We start from the raw sequence: 12,422 nt of genomic DNA, 5'->3' as shown, positions 1-12,422 counted from the left end.
TATTGTCCAAAAATTGTCTGGCTTCTTCAAAAATTTCAAGAATTTCAGGCTCTTCGGTTTTAGTTTCCCCCTGTTTTCTGGTGAAGACTTGAGAGTAAATCGATGGATAGGGAACCTTCCCCTCCTTCTGTATAGAGAGAAAACTTTCCCAGGCCGTAACCAGTGCCTTTTTTTCTTGCTTCAGGAGTTTTTCAAAAAGTGTAGCGTCCAATTTTTATGAAACCTCACCCCTTGAAACTCCCGACTTATAATAGGTTGAAAAGTCCCGCCCCGTCAAGCTTGACAGAGACTTTTCTTTTTTGTATTTAAAAAACAAATGTCGAATTTGCAGGGGGGTATTATGGACGCTTTACAGAAGAGAGTATCGGTTTTATTGGGCTTGGGAATTTTTCTTTTTTTGACCTCCTGTGTATCCTCCGGGGTTCAGACTCGCGTGGAGAGTACCGGGCCAACGGTACAGGAGGTGATCACCTATAGGGGGCCCAAGGCCCGTATAGCGGTAGCGAGTTTCAGGTGCAAGGCCGCCAAGTGCAGCGGGGCCATAGGAGATGGTCTGGCGGACATGCTGGCCACGGCCCTCTTCCGAACCGGTCGTTTCATAGTGCTCGAACGGGGAGAGGGACTGAAGGCCATTCAGGAGGAACTTAACCTGGCCCAGTCCGGATATGTGAGGCAGGGGGCCGGCCCCAAGACCGGGCTCATGGAGGGGGCGGACATTCTGGTCATCGGAGCCATCACCGCCTTCGAGCCCAACGCCTCGGGAGTGGGAGGGGGCGGTATAGTGGTGCCTTTCAATATTCCCCTTATCGGGGGGGCCAAGATCTCCAAGAAAGAAGCGTACATTGCCGCGGACATCCGGTTGGTGGATGTGCGCACCGGGCGGGTCATAAATGCCACCAGTGTGGAGGGGAAGGCCACCTCCTGGAAGGTGGGCGGTGGAATGGGCACCATTCTGGGGACCGTAGCCCTGGGCGGGGCTCTGGGGGCCTACAAGAACACCCCCATGGAGAAGGCCATCCGGGTGATGCTTTACAACGCCGTGGACGCCATCGCCAAGATGGTACCGGAAAATTATTATCGCTGGGGTTCGGACACCCAGGGATATAACAATCCCTCGGCGGCTCCCCGTCCGGCGGCGACTTCGGCCCCCCGGGACTCCTCGGTGGCTCCTGCCCCCACCGGAGGGCTGGTACGACCGGAGGCCCGGTTCGAGCCGGGAAAAAAGGTGGTATGGCAGGAGGACTTTTCTCGATGCACGGAGGTCCCCTCCTCCATCAGAATAGTTAAGGGGACCGCGGAGTGCGTCTCCTTTCAGGGCAAGAAGTGGCTGGCCACGATTAAGGGAGAGACAGTTTTCTATAAAAATTTGCAAAGATTTCGCTGGTCCGGAGACTGGGCCATTGAGTACACTTTCTATTGTGGAACCTATGTTCCCCACGGACAGGCTTCTGTGCGCCTGGGACGGTTCGATGCCCCTTTTTACCTTTACCTGGCCAAAGGAGCCACCGCTCAAGACACCTCTTTTAAGTGGATGAACAAGCCCATCCCGCTTGACCAGGACATAGTGGGAAGGCCTCATCGAGTAGCCCTGCAGAAGAAGGGCGATACCATACGCATCTTTTTTGACGGAAAGAAGCTTTTGTCCGACAGGGCCGATCCCCTGGCCCTTGATCGACTTCCTTCCGCTCTGTACTTTATATTGGGTTCCGGGTATGCCGACATTGAGACCGGAAGGTATGTACTTCTCACGGACATAAGGGTGACTTCCTACTAGATCAAACTTTTGGGGAGGGAGATGATGATAGATGAATTACGCGTGCGCGCTCTTCTCCCTCCGGAAAAGGTTAGGGAGTTCTTCGAGGCCTTTTATTTCGGAGAAGAGCCGGCTTACGACATGGAGCTCGGCCTGGGACATTTTGACCCGGAACGCCGGGTGGTACGTCTAGAGCTTCGTCTCAAGGCCCGGCCCGGGCAGTGTCTGGCCTGCAACCTGACCTGGGGCCTCCCGGAGGTTTTCAAGCGTCATCCGGCGCTAAATCTCTCCGGGGTGGTGAAGGCGCTGGAGGATCTCCTTCCCGACGGACTCCGGGTGGCGGACTGGGATCTCGGCCCCACCGAGGAGGTGCACGAGGAGCTCCATGTGATCCCTTTAATCGTACGCCTGAGTTAGAAAGGCCCTTCCCCCCCTCACCTCAAGGCGTGCCCTTTCCCCCAGAGGAAAGGCCTGAGTCCCGGGCAAGTGTCCCAGGGGAAAACCCGCAGCCACCGGGAGGTGAGAGGGAAGGATCTCCTCCAGGATGGGGAAGATGGCCTCCAGAGGGTGCCCCAGATCCCCCAGTACCAGGCCCTTTATTTTCTGGAAGATTCCGGCCAGGGCCAGGTGAGTGAGATAGCGATCCAGACGATAGAGAGCCTCCCCCGTGTCCTCAAGAAAAAGGATGGCCCCTCTGAGTTCGGGAAAATATGGTGTGCCCACAAGGGCCGAAAGGGTGGCCAGATTTCCACCGAAAAGAGGTCCCTCAACTGTTCCTTCTCGAAGAGCGATTCCGCAAAGGAGGGGGATCTTTTCTCCGAAAAGTAGGCGACGCAGTTCCTCCCGGGCCCCAGGATGCATTTTTCCGAGAAAACTCACCGTGGGAGCATGCCAGGCTCTAAAGCCCCGGATCACGAGATAATTGAGAAGCGCGGTTAAATCACTAAACCCCAGAAGAATCGGCGACTTGCGGCCCGGAAAGAGATCCTCTAGACGGGGAAGAAGCCGGGCCGAACCGAATCCTCCACGGGCAGCCCAGAGCACGCAATCCCTTTCTTCCTCAAGAAGTCTCCGCAGTTCCTCTCCCCGCAGCTTGTCGTCTCCGGCGAGATAGCGATACCGGCTTCGACAGGTCTCACTCACCCGTGGTTCAAGCCCCCATTTCCGCAGTATATCCAGTCCCGTTTCCAGATCCGCTTCGCGCACCGCCCCGGCCGGAGCGAAAACGATTACCCGATCACCGGGGTTAAACACCTTTCACTCGCTCCCTATAGAGAAGATAGAGTCCCTCCAGGGTCAACTCCGGCACCACCTCCCGGATCACCCGGCAAAGGGGGGCTATGATCCGGGATAGTCCACCGGTGGCCACCACCATGGGAGAGGTGGCCATCTCCCGGGAAAGTCTCTCCACCAGACCCTCGGTAAGGCCCACAAAACCGTAAAGGAGACCGCTTTTCATGGCCGAGACCGTGTCCCTTCCCAAGATCTCCTCCGGAGGGCGGCTCAGGTCCACGCGGGGAAGCTTGGCTGCACGCCGGAAGAGGAACTCGGCGGCAGTTTCGAGTCCCGGGGCTATGGCTCCTCCCAGGTACTCCCCCTCCGGGGATACACAGTCAAAGGTGGTGGCGGTGCCAAAGTCCACCACAATAACCGCCTGTTTCCACCGGACCCAGGCTGCATAAGCGTTTACCAGTCGATCCGCCCCCACCTCGGAGGGATAACGGAGTTTCACCGTTATAGGGATGCTTTCGGCGGAAACCACCAGCCATTCCTTGACCAGCCATCGGCGCACCACCGCTTCCCACACACTGTCCAGGGGAGGTACTACCGAGGCATAGGCCACACCCTTTACAGCGCGCACGGGGATCTCCAGAAGATCAAGAAAGCCGCGAATAAAAAGGAGAAGCTCTTCCGGGGTGAGATCGGTGCGCGTACGGAAACGGAAGGTCCGCAGAAGGAGTCCGTCCCGGCGGAATATTCCGCAGGCGGTGGTAGTATTTCCCACATCCACGCACAAGATCATTTCTTCTTTTTGAGACTCAGACACACCCAACCCTCCCTTTCCCTTCGATCTATGATTTTGAGCCTTCCTCCGGCGATTATCTCCCGGAGCTCCACTTCCATGGAGGTGTTAAAGCCGGAAAGGATATAATAATCGGCTTTAAGAAAGGAGGGCAGTCCCAGGAGTTCCGCAAGCAGGCCTTTGTATAGATTGGCCAGAACCAGCCCCCCCTGGAAGGGAAGAAGCTTCCGGAGATCCCCCTCGATCACCTCCGCCGCAAGACCATTCAGCTTCAGATTGTGGCGGGTAAGTTCCACGCACAGGGGATTACGATCCACCGCGGTGACCCTGGCACCCAGACGGGCAGCAAACAGGGTGAGAAGACCGCTTCCGCATCCCAGATCATAGATCCGGTGAAAGGGGCCTTCCTGTGACCAGACCTCCCACAGGGTCTCGAGCATGAGGCGGGTGGTGGGATGAGAGCCGCTTCCGAAGACCACCCCGGGATCATAGATCAGCGCCCCTGGAATCTTTTTCCAGACCGGCGCAAAGATAAAAGGCCCCACAGAAAAAGGAGAAAGGTCCCGACCTTCGCCCCATTCCCGATAGGGAACCCGGGCCGATAGCTCAAAAATGAGACCAAATCTCCTCTCAATCATTTCCGGGAGCCCGGACTTTTCACGATGGAAAAAAAGCACCGTGAGGTCCTCCTCCACCCAGCAACCTATGAAGTCCGGGTCGGAGAAATTCCGAAGGTCGGGATGAGTGCCCGAAAAGGCGTACAGATAAAGGATTTCGTAGCGTTCATAGGGAGGCCGAAGCATGACGGCAGAAGGCTTTTTCCCGTTTCAAGTAATAATTCAGATGGCGACTTTTCTCCCTTCTGGCCCGGGAGAGGGCTTTGCGGGCGGTAGCACATGCTTGATTTCGATCACCGTTCTGGTAATAGGCCTCGGCCAGGGTGTCGAGAATGGCCGCGGAGGGTTTGAGCCGTACGGCCTCTCGGGCCAGCTCAAGGGCCCTTCGGGGATGCCTCAGAGAAGGCTTCTTTGCGGTAAGAAGCAGCCACGCCAGGTTATTTAAGGCCCAGGGATCCCGGGGATCTCCGGTAAGGACCTTCTCGTATACCGAAATGGCTTCCTTTTCCAGCCCCTGAGAGAGGAGATAATCCGCGAGCGCCTGCAGAACCTCGGGTTGCCCCTCCGCCCGGGCCTCCACCCCCCGCAGCATGTTTCGGAGAGCCCTTTCCTTTAGAAAGTTGTGGTCCCCCAGTGCCGCGAGGCCCAGGAGGACAAAAACAACGAGGAGAAAGATCCTCTTACGCCTAGAAAGGGCCACATGATGTTTTTGAACGAGAAGCGGATCAGCCGAGGCCGCGTGAAGGAAAGAGATTCTTTCGGCCAGACTGTAATGATGCCAGCTAGGGGCCTCTTGTAAACCGGAAATAGCCGCTATCTTCTCCAGCGCCGCAATGATCCCCCGGGCCGATCCCAGGCTTTCCAAGGCAAAGAGATCCGCCTGACGCTCAAAATTGCGAAGAAAATAGCCAATAAAATAGCGAAAATAAAATATCACCACCCCTCCCAGGATTAAAGCCAGAATTATCTCCGGCCAGACCCGCAGATGAAAATCCGAACTCACAAAGAGTTTCGGATAGGGAAAAAGGGAGATGAAAAGCAACCAGGCCGACTCCAGAACCCAGTAGAGGAGAAAAAGAAAGGCCAGCAGGAAAAAAAGGAGCCACCATAGATGGCGGTGTTTGACATGTCCGGCTTCATGGGCTACCACCGAGAGAATTTCCTCCTCGTTAAGGGTGGCCAGGAGACCCGGAGAGATTAAAAGATACCGGAAAGGAGGGAGCACCCCCAGAACACCTGCAGTAAGAAGCTTGCCCTCAAAGGCGAGCCAGAGTCGGATGTCCCCCAGGCGAACTCCTACCCGACGAAGGTAGGCTTCGATTTCGGTGCGGAGGGACGAGGTCGGGAAAGACCGGGTGGGCCAGAGTTTAACCGCAAGATATGGGAAAAAGATACCCAGAAGGATAAGTCCCAGGGTCCAGAGGAAATAATCCGGGAGTCCGGGGACACACCTTTGGATGAGTTCTATTCCGAGGGAAGCCGCTACCCACGGGAACACCGCCGGTGAGAAGAAGCGGATCTGCGAGAGGAGGTACCGTCCGGGGGAAAGGCCGGTGAGGTGCTGGCGTTTTTCGTAGCGTCCGGCCATGTACCAGGCGAGGAGGAGATACTGGCCGTAAAGAAAAATGGCCCATACCTCGTGGGGAAGACGGGAGGGAAGACCCAGCATCGCCACATCCACGAAGAAAAAGAGGAGCGCCCAGCGCAGGAGAGCGCGTTGCCTTACGGCAAACTCCAGGGCATCCAAAGCGGTAGCCAGTCTCTGTCTAACCAGCAAAAGCCACACGAGATCCTTTAAAAGAAAGATAGACGCAGTCACGAGAGCCGGGGGCCCGACCTTACGGGGCCAGGCTCCCCACAGGATTAACGCCAGGAAGAGATAAATAATTTCGTCATAAAACACTTATGACTCTTTCTTCTCCGAGGTCTTTCCGCCGGAATCCTCTTTGGAGGAGGATTTTTTCTGATCCTTTCTGGCGTAATCAGTTACATACCACCCCGTCCCTTTAAGAATGAAAGAACTCTGGCTTATGAGTTTACGAAGTTTCCCCCCGCAGACCTCACAAACGGTAAGAGGATCTTCGGTAATCTTCTGCCATACCTCAAGGTGCCGTCCGCAGTTCTCACACTCGTATTCGTAAATGGGCATCGCTCCCACCTCCTTCGTAGATTAGATCAAAATAATGCAGGGTTTCAAAAAGACCGGGCAAAAAAGAGAGATCTTTTAAAATTTCCCGGGTTTTTTGGTGGACCAGTCTTTCCTCTCGCCATTTTTCCATTGATTTCATATAGTAAGAGGCTTCGTAGCAGGAAAATCTTACCATGTGTATCAGTTCGTGAGTAAAAATATAAAGCAGGAGAGCCGGGAGAAAAGCCCTTCCGAAGGGAAGGGGGCGACCATACGGGAGGAGGATCCAGTAAGGATCGAGATACCTGGTTACAGGGCCTTCTCCCCTGACGAGAACCGCCAGGGCCTCTTGGGGGAAGGGCCAGTCTTCTTTCAGAAAATGCACCTCATATTGGAGACGCCGGAGGAATCGGGGGCCGAGACGAAAATGTTCGAAGACCAATTCCTCGGCCAAAGCCGAGGCCTCTCCCAGGAGATACCTGCAGGGCAAAAGTCGCCCCCTGCGCTCTATAGATGGCCCCTGGGGTAAGACCCAAGCCATTCCAGATGCAAACAGTATTTTTCCACTTCCTTCAGACATTCCTTGAGCCGGGGATCCTCCACATGCCCTTCACAGTCCAGGAAAAAGAGATACCGCCACGGTTCGCTCTTGGCCGGGCGACTTTCGATCTTGGAAAGATTGATATGGCGTTCCGCAAAGGCCTTAAGAACCCGATATAGGGCTCCGGGACGATCGGACACGCTGAAAAAAAGCGAGGTCTTGTCCTCTCCGGTGGGAGGAGGAGGTTCGCGTCCTATAATCCAGAACCGGGTTACATTTCCCTTGTAATCCTCAATATGTTTGGCCACCACCTGGAGGTGATAGGTACGGGCGGCAAGCGGACTGGCGATGGCCGCCACCGAGGGATCCACCGCAGCCCAGCGGGCCGCCAGTGCCGTGGAAGCCACCTCGTCCACCGTCACCGAGGGGAGATTCTTGCGCAACCAACGGCGGCACTGGGCCAGCGCATGGGGATGAGATAGGACCTTCTTTATGTCTTCCCGTCGTCCGGTCTGGTTTAGAAGATTGTGAGTGATGGGGATGTAGACTTCTCCACAGACCTTGACCCGATACTGGGAGAAGGCGTCCAGGGTGGTGGAAACCGTGCCCTCAATGGAATTTTCCACCGGGACCACTCCGAAACGGACTCTCTCGCTTTCCACCTCTTCAAATACATCCAACACGGATTCCACCGGTAAAAACTCCGTGCTCTGACCGAAAAATTCCAGAGCGGCCATATGGCTGAAGGTGGCCTCCGGTCCGAGATAGGCTACCCGACTGGGTTCCTGGGCCTGCCGGCAGGTATTAATAATCTCGAGCACGATGGCCCGCAGGGATTCCTCGGGGAAGTATCCCCGGTTTTCTGAGAGCAATCTCCGGAGGACCTCCCGTTCCCGCGAGAGGTCCAGACTCCGGATTCCCTCCCGGCGTTTGATTTCTCCTATACGCCGGGCTACCTCTAGACGCCGGTGTAATATCTCCAGCAATCGTCGATCCAGTTCGTCTATCTCCCGGCGCAGGGCCTCGAGCTCCTTCATGGCAAACTTACTTTATCAGGGCGGCCATGGTCGGCAACCCCGGGCCGGACAGTATCCGGCCCAGAAGGCCTCTCTCAGGGATTTGAATATCCTTCGTCGCCGGATGTGCCGGGCCTCCGGACAATCCTTTCGATGGAAACGCCGGGAACGGATATTACCTATATAAGGTCCTCGACCCCGATCAAGGGTTCCAAAGAGGCCCCGTTCCTCTCGAAGAGCTCTTCTCTGAATCGCCAGCAACTTCCGGTAGTACCGAGAAGCCCCGGGATAATAGCACACCATGGCCAGTCCCTCCGAAACCAGCACCTCGGAGACCAGACGTCCATCCGGAAGAAAGAGGTAGCCCAGGAGTCGTCCGTACCGGTCTTTCCGGCGCTCCGCGGGCTCGAAGCGCAATCGTTTGCCCTCTACCAGTTGTCGGTTGCGCAGAAAGGCCTTCCGGGCGAAGGGCTCCGGGGAACCGAATCGGGTATGGAGTTCCGGGGCGTTAATCCCCGCATAGCGCAGATGGTACCCGCTCGCCAGGACGACGGTGTCCCCGTCAATAACCCGAATCACCCGGACATCGCGGGCCGCAAGGGGACCCGCCCATAGGAGAAGCCCCAGGATAATTCCCAAAAATCTCCGGAATTTACAATTCATGATTTTCACTTTATAAAATTTACCATGCTTGAAAAGGCCACCCGTAAGGATCCGGTTCTCATACAGACCACGGCCGGTCTTTTTCTGGGGCTGGTATGTTTTCATCATGGCTTTGAAAGCCTCAATTTTGTGCTGGAAAAACGGGAATTTTTCGACTTCGAGTGGCCGGCGCTGGTAACGGTGGACGCCGGGGGATTGCGGCCGGTGCTACTGGGGCTGGAACACATAGTGGTCCAACGCCGCAATGTGATCTGGTACAGCACCTCCATCCCGGAGACCCTATTGGAACAGTACAAACTTCGGCTTCCCCGCCCTCCGGAAGGACCGGATAGCCCCCCCTCCCCATCCCGGAAATCGTCTGACAAAAGAGGTGAAAAACCGGATAAAGTGGTGATCTTTCCCGGGGGGAAAGCACATGGTTCGTAAGGTGCTCATCGCTCCCTCGATACTTTCAGCCAATTTTGCGCACCTTTCTCGGGAAGTGCGAGCCGTGGAGCTCGCCGGGGCCGATGTCCTGCACCTCGATGTAATGGACGGTCACTTCGTGCCCAACATCACCTTCGGACCGGCGGTGGTGGCTGCCCTTCGTCCTCAAAGCCGGCTTGTCTTTGATGTGCACCTCATGATTGAGGAACCGGATCGGTATTTGGAGGACTTTGCCCGGGCGGGAGCGGACTGGATCAGTGTGCATGCCGAGGCCTGTCGCCATCTCCACAGAACCATCACCCGGATCAAGGATCTGGGTAAAAAGGCCGGGGTGGCCCTCAATCCGGCCACACCTCTGTCGGCGGTGGAATGGATCCTGCCGGATCTGGATTTTGTCCTGATCATGAGTGTAAATCCCGGTTTCGGGGGCCAGAAATTTATTCCTCAAATCACCGAGAAAATAAGAAGGCTTTCCCGAATGATTGCCGAAGCCGGAGTGCCCGTAAAGATACAGGTGGACGGAGGGATAGCTCCGGAGACCGCAGGGAAAGTGGTAGCCGCCGGGGCGGAGATTCTGGTGGCCGGTTCGGCGGTGTTCGATAGAGGGGATTACGCCTCAGCCATTCAGGACCTTCGCCGGGCGGCGGAAACTCAGCAAGAGTCCTGAAAGGAAGCTTCCCCCAAGAAGCACCAGCACCAGTGGCCAGAAGGTTCCGCTCATGGGGAAAAGACCGAGCAGGACTACGGGAGGGATTACGGTCAGGGAGAAGTTTCCCCATCCCCCTGGGAAACTCCCGAGGGCCGGAACCCCCCTCCTTAGGTAGGGCCAGGCGCTTATCCAGGTAAGAATAAGTACGCCTCCGGCCACCATCTCCATAATAAGCCGTCCGGGGAAAACGGGTAGGAAACCCGCCAGAATGATCATCCCGGCCCCACCCATCTGAAGGGCGGTCTTGAACCGGGCGAGACGACGAACCCGAAGCCCCTCCGGCTGAATTCCCCGGAGTCCGGAAACAAGTATCTCTCGGAGGAGCAGCGGAAAGACCAGTACATAGGGAAGGTACCCCAGACGGTAGAGGAGAAGGTAGGTTACCCCCACGAAGATTTTATCCGCCACCGGATCCAGAAGGGCCCCCAGCCTGGAAGACCCGATCCGACGGGCCATACGTCCATCCAGATAATCGGTGAGTCCCAGAAGAGAACCCAGTCCTAAAGCGGTTAGTTTGGACTCCGGCCCACCGAAAAGGAGGAAACAGGGTAGCGGAAGGAGAACTATCCGGAGGAGGGTAAGGCGATTGGGGGTCAAACGCAGCATTTCCCCTTATACCGCTTCAAGCATTTCCCAGCGTTCCTGACAGGATCGACACCGCTTGGCCCAGGGAATAGTTTCTAACCGTCTCAACCGGATCCAGCGTCCACAATCCACACAACGACCATATTCCCCCCTGGCCATACGGGAAAGCGCCTCCCGAATTTCCCCCAGCACCCCCGACTCCGGACTCTCCTCCTCAAGCTCTCTTTCCCGGCGCCGGAGAAGTTCGCGCAGCCGGGATATCTCCTCCGGCGCAAGCGGACGCCTTTCGGCCTCCTCCCTCAAGTTATTACCTCTCCCAGTAAATTCGTACCAGTTTGTCCCCCTCAGACCAGCGAAAGGTAAGGTTGCCTTTGTAGGCCCGGTATACAGCCCTTCCCAGACGCTGAGCCAGGTGATCGGTGGTGGTTTCGATCACCGTACGGCCGTCCTGTTCATACATGGTAATGATCTGGTGAAGGGGATTGTGCTCCCGGGCTCGTTCATATTCGTTCTGGATAAGACGCATGATTTCATCTCGATGCTTTTCGAAAAATTTCCCGGAAAGGTAGACATACCCCATGGCATATCGATCAGCAGCCTTGCGACACCCCGGGCAGAGAATCTTGGGAACAAAATCGGTATCCTTGTATTCCTGGTAAAAGGCTTCGTCTAAAAGCCAGCGCTTGTCCCGAAAGACTGCATGGCACCCGGGGCAAAGGGCTTCTCCACTGGGGGCAGCATCGGAGAGATAGGGATCATCCGTGCTCTGGTATTCCTGCCGCTCGGTCAGCCATCTGAGGCCCTTTTTGGCCATACAACACCTCCTTAATGAGAACATCCGAATTTACGGGGCCAGCGTCCGGTCCGGGGATTGATAAATTCCGCTATGGTCCGTACATAAAGATCCGCTTCTCGTCTCAAAACCTCTCCCCGGCGCATACCAGGCACCAGGAGAAGTTTTTTGGCGTGGGCTGGAGATAAGATAAACAGTCTTTCCACCTCCGTGAAGGGGAGCTTTTCGTCAAGCTGGGGATGTAGGATGAGATGGGGTTTGTGTAATCCGGGGAGCAGTGCAGCAATTTCTTCCCGATCCTCGGGCTGAAATCCATCCAGGATCAGGCCTCTGACTTCGCCGGGAAGATCCAGAGCCAGGCGCAGCCCAAAAAGAGCTCCCCGCCCCTCCCCCCAGATCCAGATTTCTGTAAAATTTCGTTTTTTCAGGAACTCACGCAGACCATTTCTGAACTTCTCGTAATCCTCCAGCCAGGTGGCCAGAGCCACCTGAAAATCTTCAAGGAAAAGTTTTTGGGCCAGGATTTCTATGACCTCCGGCGAACTTTCACCTCCCGGGATCAGGAGCAGAAACGGGGCCACCTTCGCGGGACACAGAATTCGAAGCCGGAAACCGGCTTTCTCAAAGAGCTCTATATGGGACGATCCTTCCATAAAGTTTCCAGCCTTTCAGCTTCCTCATCCCGACGCCGGATCTCCTCCTCCCACTGAAGGCGCCTCTCGAAGAGAGGTACTTCAGTCTCGAGAAGACGTTCCCGGAATTCCGGATGTGAAAGATAATTCAGGGCCGCCCGGAGAAAGTTCTCCTTTAGGCTCTGAAAAAGACTCTCCCGTTCCCGTTCATCCACAAAATGGCGTTCCTTTCGATAACGATAGTAAACGAAGCCCTCGGTCATCTCACGGAATCGCTGATAAGTCTCCGGGGAGGAGAATCGTTCCGGCTCGGGCTCCACGGCCACCTGGGCCAACATGCCCACCAACCAGCGATCTCCGGCCAGCTTCCGGGAATAATCCCAGATTTCCAGACAGAGACCATTCGGAAGATGAATTTTCTCCACCAGCCGACCGGGCCAGAGCGGTTGATGTCGCCGGCCGGGAGGCAACCATTCGTAAGCCATCATTTTTAGTCTAACCCGAGTGATCAAAAAAGAAAATACCCCCTTTCCCCT

The 12,422-nt window shown here is 55.9% G+C and carries 17 protein-coding genes; 4 read left to right on the top strand and 13 right to left on the bottom strand.

Translation table 11 applies throughout. The features are described from left to right. Window positions 1-463 precede the first annotated feature (463 nt). Together K3767_RS02605 and K3767_RS02600 are read left to right on the top strand one after the other, a co-directional pair. Window positions 464-1,774 (top strand): CsgG/HfaB family protein, encoded by a 1,311-nt coding sequence (locus K3767_RS02605; protein WP_221172008.1) that lies wholly within the window; start codon window positions 464-466, stop codon window positions 1,772-1,774. A gap of 24 nt (window positions 1,775-1,798) precedes the next feature. Next, window positions 1,799-2,170: a hypothetical protein gene (locus K3767_RS02600; RefSeq protein WP_221172007.1), complete on the top strand. Its 372-nt coding sequence runs from the start codon at window positions 1,799-1,801 to the stop codon at window positions 2,168-2,170. Here K3767_RS02600 and K3767_RS02595 read toward each other — a convergent pair. From K3767_RS02595 to K3767_RS02560, 8 genes are read right to left on the bottom strand one after another with little or no spacing between them, the layout of a single operon-like run. After that, on the bottom strand, window positions 2,150-3,007 hold the full coding sequence (locus K3767_RS02595; RefSeq protein ID WP_221172006.1) for an LD-carboxypeptidase: 858 nt from the start codon (window positions 3,005-3,007) through the stop codon (window positions 2,150-2,152). The genes K3767_RS02600 and K3767_RS02595 overlap by 21 nt on opposite strands. Continuing rightward, the gene (locus K3767_RS02590) at window positions 3,000-3,800 is read right to left on the bottom strand and encodes a type III pantothenate kinase (protein ID WP_255592161.1); all 801 of its coding nucleotides are present in this window, start codon (window positions 3,798-3,800) and stop codon (window positions 3,000-3,002) included. Before K3767_RS02590 ends, K3767_RS02595 begins: the two co-directional genes overlap by 8 nt. Then, on the bottom strand, window positions 3,773-4,579 hold the full coding sequence (locus tag K3767_RS02585; RefSeq protein WP_221172005.1) for a 50S ribosomal protein L11 methyltransferase: 807 nt from the start codon (window positions 4,577-4,579) through the stop codon (window positions 3,773-3,775). The genes K3767_RS02590 and K3767_RS02585 overlap by 28 nt, the downstream gene beginning before the upstream one ends. Next, window positions 4,560-6,296 carry a M48 family metallopeptidase gene (locus K3767_RS02580; RefSeq protein ID WP_221172004.1) on the bottom strand — a complete coding sequence of 579 codons (1,737 nt, stop codon included), beginning with the start codon at window positions 6,294-6,296 and terminating at the stop codon, window positions 4,560-4,562. The genes K3767_RS02585 and K3767_RS02580 overlap by 20 nt, the downstream gene beginning before the upstream one ends. Then, the gene (locus K3767_RS02575; protein ID WP_221172003.1) at window positions 6,297-6,542 is read right to left on the bottom strand and encodes an FmdB family zinc ribbon protein; all 246 of its coding nucleotides are present in this window, start codon (window positions 6,540-6,542) and stop codon (window positions 6,297-6,299) included. Continuing rightward, complete coding sequence (locus K3767_RS02570) at window positions 6,517-7,011, bottom strand: hypothetical protein (RefSeq protein ID WP_221172002.1); 495 nt, start codon at window positions 7,009-7,011, stop codon at window positions 6,517-6,519. Before K3767_RS02570 ends, K3767_RS02575 begins: the two co-directional genes overlap by 26 nt. Before the next feature lie 17 nt (window positions 7,012-7,028). Further along, complete coding sequence (gene pheA, locus K3767_RS02565; RefSeq protein WP_221172001.1) at window positions 7,029-8,099, bottom strand: prephenate dehydratase; 1,071 nt, start codon at window positions 8,097-8,099, stop codon at window positions 7,029-7,031. A gap of 15 nt (window positions 8,100-8,114) precedes the next feature. Next, window positions 8,115-8,741 (bottom strand): thermonuclease family protein, encoded by a 627-nt coding sequence (locus K3767_RS02560; RefSeq protein ID WP_221172000.1) that lies wholly within the window; start codon window positions 8,739-8,741, stop codon window positions 8,115-8,117. A gap of 24 nt (window positions 8,742-8,765) precedes the next feature. Between K3767_RS02560 and K3767_RS02555 the strand changes: the two genes are divergently transcribed. Together K3767_RS02555 and rpe are read left to right on the top strand one after the other, a co-directional pair. Continuing rightward, window positions 8,766-9,167, top strand: coding sequence for a hypothetical protein (locus K3767_RS02555; protein ID WP_221171999.1), 402 nt, complete (start codon window positions 8,766-8,768; stop codon window positions 9,165-9,167). Beyond that, the gene (gene rpe, locus K3767_RS02550) at window positions 9,157-9,834 is read left to right on the top strand and encodes a ribulose-phosphate 3-epimerase (protein WP_221171998.1); all 678 of its coding nucleotides are present in this window, start codon (window positions 9,157-9,159) and stop codon (window positions 9,832-9,834) included. The genes K3767_RS02555 and rpe overlap by 11 nt, the downstream gene beginning before the upstream one ends. On the opposite strand, the gene K3767_RS02545 is transcribed toward rpe, so the two are convergent. Genes K3767_RS02545 through K3767_RS02525 form a run of 5 tightly spaced genes read right to left on the bottom strand, consistent with a single transcriptional unit; the run spans window position 9,784 to window position 12,398 of the window. Continuing rightward, window positions 9,784-10,482: a CDP-alcohol phosphatidyltransferase family protein gene (locus K3767_RS02545; RefSeq protein WP_221171997.1), complete on the bottom strand. Its 699-nt coding sequence runs from the start codon at window positions 10,480-10,482 to the stop codon at window positions 9,784-9,786. The genes rpe and K3767_RS02545 overlap by 51 nt on opposite strands. A gap of 6 nt (window positions 10,483-10,488) precedes the next feature. Beyond that, on the bottom strand, window positions 10,489-10,764 hold the full coding sequence (locus K3767_RS02540) for a TraR/DksA C4-type zinc finger protein (RefSeq protein ID WP_221171996.1): 276 nt from the start codon (window positions 10,762-10,764) through the stop codon (window positions 10,489-10,491). Window positions 10,765-10,768: 4 nt separating this feature from the next. Continuing rightward, window positions 10,769-11,275, bottom strand: a complete 507-nt coding sequence (locus tag K3767_RS02535) for a BCAM0308 family protein (RefSeq protein ID WP_221171995.1) — start codon at window positions 11,273-11,275, stop codon at window positions 10,769-10,771. 11 nt (window positions 11,276-11,286) lie between these two features. Continuing rightward, a complete protein-coding gene (locus K3767_RS02530) occupies window positions 11,287-11,907 on the bottom strand; it encodes an alpha/beta hydrolase (protein ID WP_221171994.1) in 621 nt (206 codons plus the stop codon). Beyond that, window positions 11,886-12,398, bottom strand: a complete 513-nt coding sequence (locus K3767_RS02525) for a hypothetical protein (RefSeq protein ID WP_255592156.1) — start codon at window positions 12,396-12,398, stop codon at window positions 11,886-11,888. Before K3767_RS02525 ends, K3767_RS02530 begins: the two co-directional genes overlap by 22 nt. Between the last annotated feature and the right edge of the window lie 24 nt (window positions 12,399-12,422).

The sequence above is a fragment of the Thermosulfurimonas sp. F29 genome, assembly GCF_019688735.1.
Lineage (GTDB): Bacteria > Desulfobacterota > Thermodesulfobacteria > Thermodesulfobacteriales > Thermodesulfobacteriaceae > Thermosulfurimonas_A.
The sequence above is the reverse complement of the archived record's forward strand: the minus strand, read 5'-3'. Positions and strand labels throughout refer to the sequence as shown.

What these genes read in the sequence shown, in the direction of transcription:
- K3767_RS02600 (WP_221172007.1), top strand. Translation starts at nt 1,799, where the DNA reads ATGATAGATGAATTACGCGTGCGCGCTCTTCTCCCTCCGGAAAAGGTT.
- K3767_RS02585 (WP_221172005.1), bottom strand. Translation starts at nt 4,579, where the DNA reads ATGCTTCGGCCTCCCTATGAACGCTACGAAATCCTTTATCTGTACGCC.
- K3767_RS02575 (WP_221172003.1), bottom strand. Translation starts at nt 6,542, where the DNA reads ATGCCCATTTACGAATACGAGTGTGAGAACTGCGGACGGCACCTTGAG.
- pheA (WP_221172001.1), bottom strand. Translation starts at nt 8,099, where the DNA reads ATGAAGGAGCTCGAGGCCCTGCGCCGGGAGATAGACGAACTGGATCGA.
- K3767_RS02560 (WP_221172000.1), bottom strand. Translation starts at nt 8,741, where the DNA reads ATGAATTGTAAATTCCGGAGATTTTTGGGAATTATCCTGGGGCTTCTC.
- K3767_RS02555 (WP_221171999.1), top strand. Translation starts at nt 8,766, where the DNA reads ATGCTTGAAAAGGCCACCCGTAAGGATCCGGTTCTCATACAGACCACG.
- rpe (WP_221171998.1), top strand. Translation starts at nt 9,157, where the DNA reads ATGGTTCGTAAGGTGCTCATCGCTCCCTCGATACTTTCAGCCAATTTT.
- K3767_RS02545 (WP_221171997.1), bottom strand. Translation starts at nt 10,482, where the DNA reads ATGCTGCGTTTGACCCCCAATCGCCTTACCCTCCTCCGGATAGTTCTC.
- K3767_RS02535 (WP_221171995.1), bottom strand. Translation starts at nt 11,275, where the DNA reads ATGGCCAAAAAGGGCCTCAGATGGCTGACCGAGCGGCAGGAATACCAG.
- K3767_RS02530 (WP_221171994.1), bottom strand. Translation starts at nt 11,907, where the DNA reads ATGGAAGGATCGTCCCATATAGAGCTCTTTGAGAAAGCCGGTTTCCGG.